This window comes from Archangium minus (genome assembly GCF_044360475.1).
In the GTDB taxonomy this organism is placed as follows: Bacteria; Myxococcota; Myxococcia; order Myxococcales; family Myxococcaceae; genus Archangium; species Archangium minus.
Genome location: NZ_CP043494.1, coordinates 7,639,826 through 7,654,919, shown reverse-complemented (window position 1 = coordinate 7,654,919; position 15,094 = coordinate 7,639,826). Strand labels below are relative to the sequence as shown.

Here is a 15,094-nt window from a genome sequence, read left to right as displayed (position 1 = left end):
AGCGGGGGCATTACCCGGCGGCATGGGCACGGCGGAATTCGGCGGGGGTGGTACCGGTCCAGCGGCGGAAGGCGCGGTGGAAGGCACTCACCTCCGAGAAGCCGAGCATGAAGGCGATGTCGATCGTCTTGCGGTCGGTCTGCTGGAGCTGGGCGAGGGCCAGCTCGCGGCGGACCTCGTCGATGAGGGCGGAGAGGCTCGTGCCTTCATCGGCGAGTCGGCGTGCCAGGCTGCGCGTGCTCAGGGAGAGCCCGCGTGCGACGTCGGGGGCTGTCGGCACGCCCAGCCGTAACGACTGGAGAATCTGCCGCCGCACCTCGTCGACGAAGCGCAGGCCGCTCGGAGCCCGCGCCAGCAGCTCGTCGGCATGGCGCGCGACGACGCGGTGGAGGAGCGGGTCCGCGCCGTGCACCGGGCGGTTCAGCAGGCTGCCGTCGAAGGCGAGCTCATTGACCTCGGCGCCGAACTCCGGCTCCACCCCGAAGAACTGGCGATAGGCGCGCGTGTCTCCAGGCGGCAGGTGGCGCAGCCGGACGGAGTGCGGGACCACCGCCACCCCCGCGAGCCGCCGCAAGCGCGTCAGCATCCCGCCCAGGATGAAGTCCTCGAGCTCGCCGGGCATCGAGCCCCCGGTGCTCGCGCGGGGCGGAAGGATGATGAAGCGGGCCTCATCGCCGTCGATGACCAGGGACAGCGACTGGAAGCTGAACAGGAGTCGTTGGTAGCGGATGCCGGCAGCGAGCGCCTCGCCAACGGTGCGCGCGCTCTCAACCACGTAACCGACCACGTCGAACATCTTGAGGTCGTACTCGGCGGCGAGGCGCAGGCCGAGATGCGGCTTGCCCAGGCGGCCCATCTCGCGCCAGATGTCATAAGCGAGAGCGAGCGGCACGCGTGCCTCTGGGTCGCGCAGGTGCGCCGGATCGACGTGGTGCGCGGCATAGAGGTCGTCGAGTGGAACGCCGTGCTTGCGCGCGATCTCGATGTGTGAAGCGAGGAGCAGGCTCGTAACGGTCAGTGATGCGCGTTGGCGAGACATGGGACGAGGAGCATATGCCACCGTGAGACCACCGGCTGCGCCCTCGACCTGGCCTGCCGGGCCAATCCTTTGGCGCCTGGGGTCATCGTTCGAGCGGGCCCCGGTATGTACCTTCATTCCCGCAAGCAGCCGAACGCTCGACGCTCCCGGCGCTCGTGAGCTGCTTGCCTGAAGACCCTCAATGCGCACTCACGAAGGAGAGCTGTCTTGCGTCTGAATACCCCTCTCATTCTTCTCGCCACCCTGACGTTCGCCACGGCCTGGGCGGACACTCCGGCGGTGAGCTCCAACAACCCCATTCCCCTGGTGAACGGCTCAGATGTGCACCTCTTCTACCGGGCCACCGACCAGAACCTCCACCACATCATGTGGAGTCCCACCCTGACCTACCAGGACCAGTTGAGCGGGAACGGGACGACCCCTGCTCCATCCCTCACGGGCTCGCCGGTCTCCATGCTCTACACCTTTGAGGGCACGCCGCAGACACACGTCTTCTATCGAGGCGCGGATCTCAACATCTACCACATCTGGGATACGAACAACTGGGACCAGTGGGCAGGCCCGGGGAGCCCGCTCGGCACCGCTCAAGCCGCGGGAGACCCGGCCACCATGGTCACCGTCACCAACAACATCCGGCAGGCCCACATCTTCTACCTGACTTATGCCAACACCATCATGCACGTCCGGTGGGATCCCATCTCCTCCTTCGTGTCGGATGTGTGGAACGGCCCCCACCCTCATGCAAAGACTCACGCCCCTGACGCGGCGGGTAACCCGGCGACCATGGTCTATGGCGTGAATGGGGAGGAGCAGCACATTTTCTATCGGGGCGCTGATAACAACATCTACCACGTGTGGCACGCCTCGGGTGGTTACTACTGGGATCAGTGGGCCGGCCCCGGAGGACGGACCTCGGCGCCCGCGGCTTCCGGCGATCCGGTGACCCTCGTGTATACCAATCCCAGCAACGTCCAGGAGGCCCACATCTTCTACCGGACCGTGAACAACAACATCCATCACATCGTGTGGAGTCCGGTGAGCGGCTTCCACCATGATGTATGGAATGATCTTTCGCGTCCGAGCGCGGGCAAGCCCACGGTGGTGGTGGACGGCCAGACGCAGCACATGTTCTACCGAGGCACCGATACCAACATCTACCATGTCTCGTGGGACCCCTCGAGGGGCTTCCTCCGGGAGCAGTGGACCGGTCCCGGCGCGCCAACCGCGGCCCTGCCCGCCAGTGGCGATCCCGCGGCCATGCTCTACCTGTTCAACAACAGTGACCCGGAGGTCCACATTTTCTACCGGGACATCGACGGTAATGCCAGCCACATCTGGGATCGTACGAAGTTCGATAGGTGGACCGGTCCGGGAGGCCTGACCGACGCACCGCCGATCGCGAGCAACTAGCCTCCGTGGCCCTTTCCGTATGGGAAAGGGCGCGGACTGTGACGAAGATGCGACCCGCGTGGCTCGTAACCGATACGCGGGCCCTGGTAGTGAATATCTATACAAACAAGCAGGTGGAGGGGCCGCGCAGCCACCTTGGGGTACACGCTCACCCGCACGCCATCACGAGAAACGTACACCGCCATGGTCTCTCCCGGCGCAATCCTTTGACCGGGTGATGTATTATTGGAAGTGATTGACTGATTTTGATTTCAAGGGCTAGATGGTCCGCCATCGCTGGCGTGTGGCCGGCGCATGAGGGGAAAGCCAGAATGAACACCCGTGACGCGGTGCGCGTCCAGGCGGTGAGCGCCACGTGGGCCTCCGTCTGCGCCGTGCTGTTGCTGTCAATGGCGGTCCATGCAGCGAGCTCGAACCCGAAGCAGGAGCACGAGAGCCAGGAGTTGCCCGTCGCCGCCACCGTGCCGACGGACGAGGCGGTGAGGGTGCGGCCGGATACGGCCGTCTCCTTCCAACTCGATACACAGGCGCCGGAGTACCTCGCGTTCCGCCAGCAGTTGGAGAGCGGGCGCTTCGCCATCCAGGTGGAGGATGGCACCACCTCGCAGCTCTTCGTGGGTGAGCCCCAGGACGCCTCCGCGGGCGAGGCCACGTTCGATGCCGAGACGAGCACCGTGTCCACTCCGGCGCTGAGCCTGCGCCGCTACACCACGTATACGGTGACGCTGGCCGTCAACGCGGCCTACGAGGCGTTGCTGCACGGCGAGCCGTTGCCGGGCAATGACTCCTTCTCCTTCGCTTTCATCACCGGCTCGGCGCTGCACGAGCCCACGCACTACCAGCTCGTGGTGGAGGACACCGCGCCTCGCGTGACAGGGCAGGCGCGGCTGACCGTGGTGGCCACCGACGACTACGGCAACCCGGCCTGGGGCTCCCTGGTGTCCGTGCGGCTGGAGGAGGACGGCACGCGGCTGGCCTCCAGCGCACGGGTCACTCCGGCGGAGGCCATGCTTTCCGAGCCGGGGGGCTCCGTCTCCTTCACTCTCACCAACACCGAGGCTGAGGGCGTGCGGGTGAGCCTCCAGGCCACGGGCCCGGCTCCCGAGAACACGTGGAGTGGCACGGCCGCGCTGCGCTTCCGCCCGGGGACGCCCGTCCAGGCGTTGCTGAGCGAGCTGCCCGCGCAGGCGCAGGTGGCCACGCAGCTCACGGTGAAGGGCTCCGTGGTGGACGTGTATGGCAACGCAGTGGAGGATGGCTCGAAACTCCTCATCATCGTGAACAGCGTGCTGGACGTCACCACCCAGGGGGGAGCCTTCAGCGCGACGTACACCCTGCCGACCCGCGCCTCCACCTACACCCTGCAGGTGATTTCGCCGGAGATACCGGAGGTGCCGCTGCTGGCCTCGGCGACTCTCCAGCTCCTGCCCGGAGAGCCAAAGGGCATCAACATCAATGTCTCGTCCATTCCTCCTTCGCTGGTCGTGGGGAGCAGCGTCAACGTTTGCGGTACGGTGGTGGATGCGTATGGCAATCGTGTGCTCGATGGCACCCCGGTAACGGTGAACGGCGGGGCCACCATCACATACAACGGGAACTACTGTGTGCAGGTCACCGCGCCCACCAAACCGGGCACCTTCTCGGTGGTCATCAAGGCCGGTTCCGTCACCCACACGAGGTCCACCGAGGTGCGCAGCGGTCCCCTGGCGGCCATCAAGCGCATCTCGGTTCCCTCCTCCGTGGAGACCAACGCGTCCTTCCAGGTCTGCGCCACGGCGATGGACGCCTATGACAACCCGATTCCCGCCCTGGCGATCGTGGAGGGAGGGGTTCTGGCCCCGGTGCATACGCTCGCCACGGCGGGCCGGTTCTGCGCCAACCTGAAGGCGCCCAACTACCAGTCGGTCATCAACATTACCCTCACGGCCACCGACCTCGTCTACGACACCACCAAGCAGGTGACGGCCAAGACGGGCACGATCGCCAACGCGCCGGCCCCGGCCTTCATGTCGCTGTCGTTCACCCCGTCGAGCGACTCCGTTCCGGCCGATGGCTCCTCCACCTACACCTTCACGGCCTACGTGACGGATAAGGCGGGCCAGCCGGTGGCGGACAAAACCCTCGTCACCTGGTCCTTCACAATGGGCGTTCCGAGCAGCCAGGGTGTCTGGACCGTGGGGGGCGTGGCCACCATTACGCTACGCTCCTTCGTGCCGGGGACGGCCTCGGTCACCGCCACGGCGGGCAGCATCAGCCAGACGGCCTCCGTGACCTTCGTCCCGTGAGACAGTCGGGGCGGGGGGTGGAGTCCGGCCACCCACGTGTGTTGCGAGGACCGCCCGCAAACAGGAGCTGATACGGAGGAGTGAAATGTTTCATCTCTCGGAGTGAAGCGTTTCACAGGCGCAGCGCGAAAAACATGGCAGGTCGGGATGCGCCGGGGCTCCTAGGGGCCCTGGAAACCCAGCGTCTTTCACGGAGCGCATCCTTCTTGAAACTCACGTCTCGAATCATCCTGGCCGCCGCCCTGCTCTGGGCCGCGGCCTGCAACACTCCCTCCCCATCCGAGCCTTCGGCCTCGTCCACCGGAGCGCAGGGCACTGCCCGGCTGAGCTCGTTCGACCCGCTGCCGCGGGGCTTCGACTGGTCCATGGAGGATCGCTTCCCCAAGGACACGGATGGAAACGGGGTTCGCGAATTCAGCTATGAGACCTACGTCAACGCGAAGTCCTTCGCCGTCCAGCTCGACGGCTGTCCCACCACGGAGGCTGGCTACAGCTACCGGTGGAACATGAGCGGCAAGAGCTGGACCGGTGCGGACTGGCAGGCGACGTACCTGGATCGCGGCTGCCGCTTCTCCTTGTACTTCCCCGGGCAGGGCGATTTTTCGGTGACGTTGACCATCCAGGCCCCGTCTGGCGAGTCGCGGGACTACACGCAGACGGTGACGGTGAAGGACCTGCTCATCGTCGGGCTGGGTGACTCGTACGGCTCCGGCGAGGGCAACCCGGACATTCCGGCGAACGAGTCCTGGGACGGCAAGGCGAAGTGGGCCGACCCCCGCTGCCATCGCTCCTTCAAGGCCAGCTCCGCGCTGGTGGCCCTGCAGCTCGAGGAGGAGGACCGCCGCACGTCCGTCACCTACGTCTCCCTGGCCTGCTCCGGTGCCAACATCAGCCGCGAGACGTTCGTCCAGGGACCCTTCGAGACGTTCAAGACGTCGGGCAACAGCCAGGGCTCCGGCCTGCTGGGGCGCTACATCGGCATCGAGCACCCCTACCCCGAGAATGGACCGTGGAGCTCCTCGCAGTTCCTCGAGCCGCAGATCGAGCAGTTGCAGCGCATCTCCCAGGGGCGCCGTATCGATGCGCTGGTGATCAGCGCGGGCGGAAACGACATGGGCTTCGGGGACGTGCTCAAGCACTGCGTCGTCACCTCCACCTGCCACGGCGCCGACTCCTGGGATGGGCGGCACCTGGAGGCCAACGTGCGAGGGCTGAGCAACGCACTGCCTGCGCGCTACGTGGAGCTGGCCGACACCCTCCACTCCCGGTTGAACGTGGCCAACGTCTTCCTCACCGAGTATCCCGACCTGTCCCGCGATCAGAACGGAGAGACCTGCTACGAGCTGATGGACGACATCTCCAATGACCTCGGCATCCGCTTCGATGGCATCCGGCGCTCGCAGGGCGAGCCCCAGTGGATCCAGCAGAACTTCCTCGCCCCACTCAACCAGCACATGAGGAACGCGGTCCAGACGCAGCAGCAGCTCAACCGGCCCTGGCACTACGTGGGCGGGGTGGAGGAGGAGTTCCGCAACCACGGGATGTGCGCTGGCTCCGCGCGATGGTTCCGGTCGGGACCGGAGTCGGCGGTCCTCCAGGGGCCCCTCAACAACATCTCCGAGACGACGGGGACGGCACACCCCAACGAGGAAGGGCACCACGCCTACGCCCGCCACATCCTCGCGTCCCTGCGCGCGACGGATCCCCGCTTCGCTCCGGACGGCACGCTGCTGCGTGTCTCCGGTACTGATACTGTCTACCTGGTAGTGGGGGGAGCCAAGGTGTACGTGCCGAGCTGGGACTTCCTGAGCAACTACTACGGCCTGGGCGAGGCCCACGTGCGCGAGGTGTCCCAAACGACCCTGGATGCCTTTCCGAGCATTCCCCGGGAGGGGACGGGGCTCCGGGAGGAGAATCGCGACACGGTGTATGCCATGTACGGTGGCCAGAAGTACCCCTTCGCGAGCCCTCTAGCGGCCATCACCTCAGGGTTCCCGGCGGAACGGGTGAGGGTCGTCCCGTCGGGCGCCTTGTCACGCATTCCCACGGGCCGGGTGTTCGAGCAGGTGGATGTGAATGGCGACGGGTGTACGGACCTCGTGCGCACCTTGAACACGCAGGGCCTGCTTGGCTTGAGCGTGAGCCTGTCGGACTGCGCGGGAAGATACCAGGCTCCCTGGACCAACCTGAACATGGGGGCCGGTTCGGGCGCGGTGGAGTGGCTCACCGGTGATGCGGACGCCGATGGCCGGACGGACCTCTTCCAACTGTGGGACAACTTCGGCTCGCTCGGACTCATCGTCTGGCGCTCCAATGGCACTGGCTATGAGGCGTTCGCGGACACCTCGGGGGTCCAGATGGGTGTGGGGGCCGTGAAGTTCCTCGCCGTCGATGTGAACAAGGACAAGCGGACGGACATCGTCCAGCTGTGGAACAACAACGGCACCCTGGCCATGAGCCTCCACCAGTCCTACGGCAACCGCTACACCACCAGCTGGACGGCGACGATGCCCGCGGGCGTGGGCGCGGTGGAGTGGCTCACCGGTGACGCGGACGCCGATGGCCAGACGGACATCTTCCAGCTGTGGAACAACTTCGGCTCGCTCGGACTCATCGTCTGGCGCTCCAATGGCGCGGGTTATGAGCCGTTCGCGGACACCTCGGGGATCGCCGCGGGCGTGGGCGCCGTGAAGTTCCTCGCCGTCGATGTGAACAAGGACAAGCGGACAGACATCGTCCAGCTGTGGAACAACAACGGCACCCTGGCCATGAGCCTCCACCAGTCCTACGACAACCGTTACGCCACCAACTGGAGTGGAGTGATGCCCGCGGGAGTGGGCGCGGTGGAGTGGCTCACCGGTGACGCGGATGCCGATGGACAGACGGACCTCTTCCAGCTGTGGGACCACTCCGGCTCGCTCAGACTCATCGTCTGGCGCTCCAATGGCACGGGCTATGAGTTGTATGGGAACACCGCGGGGATCGCCGCGGGCTCAGGCGCCTTGAAGTTCCTGGTGTCGGACATCAACCACGATGGCAGGACGGACCTCCTCCAGTGCTGGAACAACGCCGGCCAGCTCAACGTCCTCGTCCATGCCCAGGACTCTGGTGCCTTCTCCACCACCTGGAATGGGAACATGGGCCGGTTGTAGAGCAGCCCAGGGCCAGGACCGGGAGACGGGTTCATCACCTGTCTCCCGCTTCGCGCTACTTCCTCTGCCGCAGCGCCTTCCAGGCACCGGTGGACCACAGCGCCCACCCCATCAGCACGGGCTGGAAGAACAGCCGGACGAAGCGCTGGGTATCGGTATTGAGACCGAACGCGGAAAGGCGCTTGGCGTATTGGTGCAGGTTGCCGGGAAAGACCAGCGCGTAGAACGCCGCCAGGCCCAGTCCCATGGGCACCTTGTGCCGCGTATTGAGAAGCATGGACAGGCCGAGGGCGATCTCGACCACGCCCGAGAGCAGGACCACGGTGTCCTTGTCCATCGGCACCCAGTCGGGCACCTGCGCCTGGAAGGACTGCCGCGCGAAGGTGAGGTGGCCCGTGCCGGCTCCGAGCATGAACGTGCCCAGCACACCGCGGCCCACGTCCTGCGAAGTTGTTGTCTGGGTTTCGTGCAAATTCAAAAGGCCTTCCATCGTCCTCGTCTCCCTCCAGGGGGTTGACGATGGAGACGCCTCCCCTGGGGTCGCAAGGGAGGCGTCCTACGCTCCGCCGCTCGCTGGGCAGGCGCATGAGCGAGCCTTGGTTCTCGCCGCATCCAGTTGGCTTCAAGCGTTTGGCTGCGCGTGAAGCCCGGCCTGGTAGCGAACCTGAACTTCGGCGTGGTGGCCTGCGTGAGGTGGCCTCCCTCCTGTGAAATTCGGGAGCCAGGGGGTTTAGAGTCGGGGGGCCGCTCCTGACGAACCCTGGAGGCCGTACCGTGAAGCGATGCGTCGCCGTGTGGTTGGGTCTGTTCCTGCTCGCTCCGGTGAAGGCCTTCTCCTTCGCCACCGGCAAGGACGTGACGTTCGTCAGCGTGGAGCTGCTCGAGTCCACGGGGACGGTGGACTCCTGTGATGATGATGGCGTGCTCGACACGGGTGAGACCGCGCTCGTGCGCGTCACCCTGCGCAACAGCGGCACCGAGCCGCTCGCGGACACGCGCGTGAGACTCGCCAGCGACGACCCGGACGTCTCCTTCCCCAAGGAAGAGACGCCCTTGCTCGCCTCGAAGCCGGGCGAGGAAATCAAAGCGGAGCTGGCCGTGAAGCTCTTGGGCTCCGCCAGGCCGCGCGATGTCACCCTGCGCATCGACTACCGCGCCACCGAGCAGGATCCCGAGTACAAGACGCGCACGGCGGTGTACCGGGTGGACACGGACGAGCTGCCGGAGACGAGCACTTCCGAGACGGTGGAATCGCCCCATCACAAGTGGACCTTCTCGCCCAGCTCCAAGGGCCTCTCGTGGTGGGAGCGTCATTCCGATTCGGCGGACACGGGCTGGTTCTTCCGCGGACCGAACAACGCGAAAACCGGAGAGATCGTGCTCGTCTCGCCGCGCCTCCAGGTGTCGGAGACGGAGGCGTTTCGGTTCACCTTCCAGCACCGCTACGACTTCGAGAAGTTCAACACCGCCTTCTACGACGGCGCCGTCATCGAGCTGCGCGAGGGTGAAGGGGGGACCTGGGAGAACATTGGCACCGCGGTGACCCCCACCTACAACGCGACACTCGAAGCATCAGGAGAGAATCCGCTCAAGGGTCGGAAGGCATATGGAGGCCAGAGTCCCGGGTACCCGAAGTTCGCTCCGGCCACCGCCGACCTCGGTACCGCCTACGCGGGAAAGACGGTGTACATCCGCTTCCGCATCGGCACGGACCTCGACACGGGCGCCACGGGCTGGGACCTGGATGACCTCAAGTTCGAGGGGCTGGTGAACACGCCCTTCACCTCGCTGGTGGCGCACCGGGGCGAGTGCCTCGATCGGGTGCCGGTGGCGGACGCGGGCCCGGACCAGATCGTCAACGAGCGGCGCCTGGTGACGCTCTTCGGCAGCGGAAAGGACCCCGAGGGCCAACCGCTCACCTACAAGTGGACGCAGACTGGGGGCCCGCTCGTGACGCTCAGCGACCCGAGCGTGCCCAACCCCACCTTCGTTTCCCCCAAGGTGCTGGCGGACACGGACTTCCAATTCGAGCTGATTGTGCACGATGGGGAGAAACCGAGCCTGCCAGACGGGGTGACGGTGCGGGTGCGTGATCTCCCCGAAGGCAACCACGCGCCCACGGTGGAGGCCGAGCCGGAGCTGAGTGTCTTCGAACTGGAACCGGTGACCCTGGAGGCCTCGGGCACGGATGCTGACGGGGACACGCTCAGCTACCAGTGGACGCAGGTGGGCACGCCCAGCGTCACCCTGGAGGGGGACACCACGGCACGGGCCTCCTTCGTCGCGCCCAAGGTGACGGAGCCCCTGGTGCTCACCTTCCAGGTCGTCGCCCATGACAGCGAGGCGCCGAGCGCCCCGTTCACCGTCACCGTGAAGGTGAACAACATCGAGCATGCGCCGGTGGCCTCGGTGAAGCCGGTGGAGGCGGTGGACGAGGGGACGCTCGTGACGCTCGAGGGGAGCGCCACGGATGAGGATGGAGAGACCGAGTTCGTCTACACCTGGAAGCGGGTGGAGGGCCCCGCAGTCACCCTGAGCGACAGCAAATCGGCCTCGCCCTCCTTCACCGCGCCCGACGTGGATGGGGAGACGAAGCTCACCTTCCAGCTCGTCGTGGGTGATGGAAAGCTGGAGAGCGAACCGGTGAGGGTGACCGTGCTCGTGCTGGACACGTCGCTGGTGGCCCGGGCGGGTGCGGACCAGAGCGTGCGCGAGGGCAGTGGGGTGACGCTCAACGGCTCGGGCTCGAAGGGTTCCGGCCTGAGCTACACCTGGACCCAGGTGGACGGCCCCCCGGTGAACCTCATGCCGGCGGGCCCGATGGCCATGTTCAACGCGCCCGAGGTGGACGGGGAGACGGCGCTCACCTTCCAGCTCCAAGTGACGGACGCCCGCGGACAGCGCGGCGAGGACACCGTCACCGTTCGCGTGACCGACCGGCAGCCATCGCCCGTTTCGAGCTCGGGCTGTGGCTGCGCCGCGGGCCAGGAGGGCGGAGGGCCCACGGCGGTCTTGCTGCTGCTCTCGGCGCTCGGCTTCGCCCTCAGAAACCGTGCATCCAGCCGCCGGGCCGGTGGCTTTGGGCACTGCATCGTGCGCCGGCAGTTTCTTCGCCATGGCGCGCCTGAAGAGATTCGGTAACTGCTCGCCGGGCACCGGCCTGTCGCACTGCTCAAGCGGCCCCTGTCAGCGGTCCCTCCTCGGCCCTCCGCCCCTGCCCGCTGCCCCTCAACAGACCTTCCCTCCTTTGGTACGTCGTCTGCGACACAGGGGATGGCGACTACGTCGCGCTCGATACGAGCACGACCGAGAACGGGTACTACCCACTGCTCGATTGCTTCCACGAGACGTTCATGGAGTCAGGGAGCAACAAGCGCATCGCCCACTCGTTCTCCGACTTCCTCGAACGCGCCCTGCGCAGCGGTGGCCGCCTCTACTGGCTGAAAAGGGACTGAGTCCTCCACAACTTCTCGTGAAGCCGAAGCGCAGGGGATTCCCTCGACAGGTATCGAACAGCATCGCCGAGCTTACCTCTCCACTGGCGCACTCGCCGCTGCAACGTGCGCAGATGCCCCGGCTTGTAGCGGCGAGCGCGGCCTTGTTCATCACCAACTCCTGGCACTGGGTCCAGTTGTTACCAAGGTCTTGCCAATAGCCGTGCGATCGCGATCGGTTTGAACTACCCCGAACCGGCGAAAGACGTGTGCCGTCGCTGGTTCGGGGTGCCTCGACTCAGGGAGCCCAGGCGGACGTCACGTCCCAGCTCGCGTCCTCTATGAGGCTGGCGGTGCGGTTACTGCCGCTGTCTGCCCCACCGGCCGCGAGCCAGACCTCGGCGTTGGAGTGGCGCAGGTAGTTGCCTGGGAAGTTATAGAGATCAAGTGCCTCGAGTTGGTGGCGAAGCTCCATCCCAGACGCCACTGGATCGCATTCAAACATCGCCGACGACTTGAACGCCGAATTGTTTGAACCGTACGAGCGCCTCGTCAGGATCCACGAGCGTTTCAGGGAGATGCAGTCCGCCACCGGCGGCGGGCCGACCGTCCAACCCCAGGACGCGCTCGATGGCGACCAACACCCCCAGGGCCGTGAGATGCGCATTGCCAGAGGGGTCGGACACCACCGTCCGACGACTGGCCCGCTTACCGTCCCGCAGGAGCCCCTCAATGTCGATGTAGAGGTCATGGGAGGCCTGGCGTCCGGCGCGAGTTCCGAGGGACTCGCCTTGCAGGAAATCGAAGCGGACGTTCGCCGCGCCGGTGATCGCCGCGAGGCTCGGCACGTCGAGTACGGACATCGGAACACCCTGCACTACGCTCTCCTCCGAGAGACGAACGTGTCTCGCGTGCCGCGTAGCGTCAACCCAGGCCCAGTTTCCGGCTTCACGCAGCAGCGCCCGGCCGACGAAGTGCTCGACATCGCCAGTGGTCATCGGGCCAATCGGATCGCGAGCGTCGAAGAGCCCCGCCACCTGGATGGAGTCGACACGGCTGAACACTTCGGCTGCCTTCCTCGCAACGAGGGTCAGCACGCCCGCCTGCCAGTGGCCTAGCAGAACGATGGGACGTTTCGGGGGCGTTCTCAATGCCGTGAAGGTGATGGGTGCAATGTCCTCGGCCAGCTTCGTGATGCCAATGTGGGCGATGCCCTGCGCGAGAGCGGCGTGGATGAGACTGTCGCCCGGGTCCTGCAGGGCAGCGACGATGAGGTCGATGGGTCCCACCTCGCGCAGTCCCCGCGCGGAATCCGCCACATCGAGATGGGCCGTCGTGGCACCGCCCAACTCCTGGGCGAGCGCCGCTCCCTTCTCGGGATTCCGCCCCGCGAGGATGAGTTCGACGTCCTTGCTGACCTTCCTGACGTGCCGCGCGATGGTGCTGCCCACGAGCCCGTAACCGCCTGCGATGAGAATGCGTGACTTCATGACAACCCCCTGTCACCTGCTGGTTACTAAAAGTAGGTTACCAGTAGTAATATGGAGGGTGGGTGTCCGGGTCAAGCAAACCTCTTCGATGACCCGGAAAGCCCGCGAACGAGAGGTGCACACATTGGCCATGGCGAAACGAATGGCGAAGGAGCAGCGAAGGCGCCAACTCCTGGAGACTGCGTCCGAGATCGTCCGGACCGAGGGAACCGAAGCGCTGACGCTCGGCTACCTGGCCGAGCGCGCCGGCGTGACCAAGCCGATCGCCTATGAGCATTTCGGCACACGAGCCGGACTGCTCATCGCCCTGTATCGAGACTATGACGAGCGACAGATCCTGGCGATGCGTGCCGCCCTGGAGGCCAAGGGACGGACGCTCAAGGACGTCGTGGAGATTGTCAGCGCTGCCTACATCGATTGCGTCCTGACTGCCGGACCCGAGTTCGGAGCCATTTCCGCGGCCCTCTCGGCCACTGAAGAAATGGAGGACTTCCGGCAATCCTTGCGAGACTCCTATGTCGCCGAGTATCGCAAGGCATTCGCGCGCTTCATGAAGCTTCCCCGCCAGGAGGGTCAGGTGCTGATGGAGGGCATCCTCGGCGCCTCGGAAGCCCTGGCGCAAGCCGCCGCCTCGGGGCGGACGTCGCGAGAGCAGGCTATCGCCGCCCTCTCGCGCATCATGATCGGGGCGCTCAGCGCCCCGGACCGGCCGTGACCCCTCTCTGTTGGAGTCCAGGAAGCTTCTAGTGGAGGATGCGGGAATCGAACCCACGCCGGGCGGTGCGAAACTCCCAGCAGAATCGCGCCCTTATCTCGCACCCGCCCGGAATGCTGGGGAGTCGGTATCCCGCCGCGTCCTGTCCTGTCCCGCCCCATTCCAGTCTATTCCGCAGGCTCCTGCGACATACGTGCAACACGGCAGGCCCTCACAAGAGCCGGTCGGCCTCCTCCTGCGCAACACGAGATGTGCAAGGTTGGGTGGAGGCAGGCGTCGGGTGCTGGCGGACGTGAAGGCAGGGGGTGGAGTGCGAGCGATTCTGGAGCGCCTGGGCCTGGCCACGGCAGGTGCGGAGCTGGCCCCGGCGCGAGGGCCCCCCAGACCACGTGGTGTTGAGACTCAATACGTCCCAGCCAAGAGAGCCAGTCCCCTACCGCGCACCTCATGGGATGGCGGCCTGGGCTGGGCGGGCATGTGTCTGCTGGATAGTGGAGTGTCCGCGAAGTTCTTGGACACAGTCGTCGAAGGCCCAGCGCCCGGACTCCTGCGCCGGGAACAGTACGGGCTCCGCGACCATGTCCAACTATTTGCCGGACATTCCACTAGACTGCGGCCCGTGACCGCCGCGTCCCTGTCGTCTCCGCGCTCCGAGCTGGGGCACTTTCTCCGGACCCGCCGGGCGCGGCTGCGGCCGTCCGATGTGGGGCTGCCCGAGGGCGCGCGGCGGCGCACGCCGGGGCTGCGGCGCGAGGAGGTCGCGCAGCTCGCCGACGTGGGGGTGAGCTGGTACACGTGGCTCGAGCAGGGGCGCGACATCCATGTGTCCGAGCCGTTCCTCGAGCGGCTGGCGCAGGCGCTGCGGCTGACTCCGAGCGAGCGAGCGCACCTGTTTGCGCTCGCCCAGGGGCGGCCGGCGGCGAGCCCGCTGATCGCCCCGGCCGGCGTGAGCGAGGCGCTGCAGCGGGTGCTCGACGTGCACCCGTTCCCGGCGCTCGTGGCCACGATGCGCTGGGATTACCTCGCCTGGAACACGGCCGCGGTGAGGCTCTACGGAGATTTCTCAAAGCTCACGCCCGCGCTCCGCAACGGGCTCTGGAGACTGTTCGCCGACCCGGATAGGCGCCGCATGATACCCGCCTGGGAGCAGATCGCGCGAGCCAGCGTGCAGCGCTTTCGCCTCGACGCGGCGCGCTCGGCCGACCGCTCGGCCTTCGACGAGCTGGCGGCCGCGCTGTCGCGGGTGAGCCCCGAGTTCGCCCGCTGGTGGGGCGACCATGACGTGGTCGAGGTGGGCGAGGGCTCGAAGGAGCTGATCCATTCGGACGTGGGGCTCGTGCGCTTCGAGTACGTGACGCTCACGCAGGCGGAGCCCGACGGGCGCGTGCTTCGTGTCACGTTCTACTCACCGCAGGCTGGCGAGAGCGAGGAGCGCACGAGGCGACTCTTCGGGCCGATCACAAGGTGAACGGCGCGCCGCGAGGACCGCGGGCTCAAGAAGCCCTCAGCAGCTACGCCTTCAGGCTGGTGGTGGCGGTCCCAGGATAAAGTCTCCCTCTGGCAACCCTT

The 15,094-nt window shown here is 66.3% G+C and carries 11 protein-coding genes; 7 read left to right on the top strand and 4 right to left on the bottom strand.

Annotation, left to right across the window (positions count from 1 at the left end; all coding sequences use genetic code 11):
* Positions 1–10: 10 nt before the first annotated feature.
* On the bottom strand, positions 11–1,039 hold the full coding sequence (locus F0U60_RS31110; protein WP_395805187.1) for an AraC family transcriptional regulator: 1,029 nt from the start codon (positions 1,037–1,039) through the stop codon (positions 11–13).
* Positions 1,040–1,246: 207 nt separating this feature from the next.
* Here F0U60_RS31110 and F0U60_RS31105 point away from each other — a divergent pair, with 207 nt between their 5' ends.
* From F0U60_RS31105 to F0U60_RS31095, 3 genes are all read left to right on the top strand, one after another.
* Positions 1,247–2,449: a hypothetical protein gene (locus F0U60_RS31105; protein ID WP_395805185.1), complete on the top strand. Its 1,203-nt coding sequence runs from the start codon at positions 1,247–1,249 to the stop codon at positions 2,447–2,449.
* A 311-nt stretch (positions 2,450–2,760) separates the two neighbouring features.
* Positions 2,761–4,734 carry an Ig-like domain-containing protein gene (locus tag F0U60_RS31100; protein WP_395805184.1) on the top strand — a complete coding sequence of 658 codons (1,974 nt, stop codon included), beginning with the start codon at positions 2,761–2,763 and terminating at the stop codon, positions 4,732–4,734.
* Positions 4,735–4,940: 206 nt separating this feature from the next.
* Positions 4,941–7,886, top strand: coding sequence for an FG-GAP-like repeat-containing protein (locus tag F0U60_RS31095; protein WP_395805182.1), 2,946 nt, complete (start codon positions 4,941–4,943; stop codon positions 7,884–7,886).
* A 55-nt stretch (positions 7,887–7,941) separates the two neighbouring features.
* On the opposite strand, the gene F0U60_RS31090 is transcribed toward F0U60_RS31095, so the two are convergent.
* Positions 7,942–8,364 carry a hypothetical protein gene (locus F0U60_RS31090; RefSeq protein WP_395805180.1) on the bottom strand — a complete coding sequence of 141 codons (423 nt, stop codon included), beginning with the start codon at positions 8,362–8,364 and terminating at the stop codon, positions 7,942–7,944.
* A gap of 296 nt (positions 8,365–8,660) precedes the next feature.
* On the opposite strand from F0U60_RS31090, the gene F0U60_RS31085 reads away from it, so the two are divergent.
* Together F0U60_RS31085 and F0U60_RS31080 are read left to right on the top strand one after the other, a co-directional pair.
* Positions 8,661–11,027: a PKD domain-containing protein gene (locus F0U60_RS31085; protein ID WP_395805178.1), complete on the top strand. Its 2,367-nt coding sequence runs from the start codon at positions 8,661–8,663 to the stop codon at positions 11,025–11,027.
* Positions 11,028–11,107: 80 nt separating this feature from the next.
* Positions 11,108–11,341, top strand: coding sequence for an SMI1/KNR4 family protein (locus F0U60_RS31080; RefSeq protein ID WP_395825532.1), 234 nt, complete (start codon positions 11,108–11,110; stop codon positions 11,339–11,341).
* Between the two features lie 277 nt (positions 11,342–11,618).
* Here the strand turns inward: F0U60_RS31080 and F0U60_RS31075 are convergent, their stop codons facing one another.
* Both F0U60_RS31075 and F0U60_RS31070 read right to left on the bottom strand, forming a co-directional pair.
* Positions 11,619–11,795 (bottom strand): AbfB domain-containing protein, encoded by a 177-nt coding sequence (locus tag F0U60_RS31075; RefSeq protein ID WP_395805176.1) that lies wholly within the window; start codon positions 11,793–11,795, stop codon positions 11,619–11,621.
* Positions 11,796–11,817: 22 nt separating this feature from the next.
* The gene (locus F0U60_RS31070; RefSeq protein ID WP_395805174.1) at positions 11,818–12,810 is read right to left on the bottom strand and encodes a hypothetical protein; all 993 of its coding nucleotides are present in this window, start codon (positions 12,808–12,810) and stop codon (positions 11,818–11,820) included.
* 130 nt (positions 12,811–12,940) lie between these two features.
* On the opposite strand from F0U60_RS31070, the gene F0U60_RS31065 reads away from it, so the two are divergent.
* Positions 12,941–13,525: a TetR/AcrR family transcriptional regulator gene (locus F0U60_RS31065; RefSeq protein ID WP_395805172.1), complete on the top strand. Its 585-nt coding sequence runs from the start codon at positions 12,941–12,943 to the stop codon at positions 13,523–13,525.
* 619 nt (positions 13,526–14,144) lie between these two features.
* Positions 14,145–14,993 (top strand): helix-turn-helix transcriptional regulator, encoded by an 849-nt coding sequence (locus F0U60_RS31060; RefSeq protein ID WP_395805170.1) that lies wholly within the window; start codon positions 14,145–14,147, stop codon positions 14,991–14,993.
* The last annotated feature ends 101 nt before the right edge of the window (positions 14,994–15,094 follow it).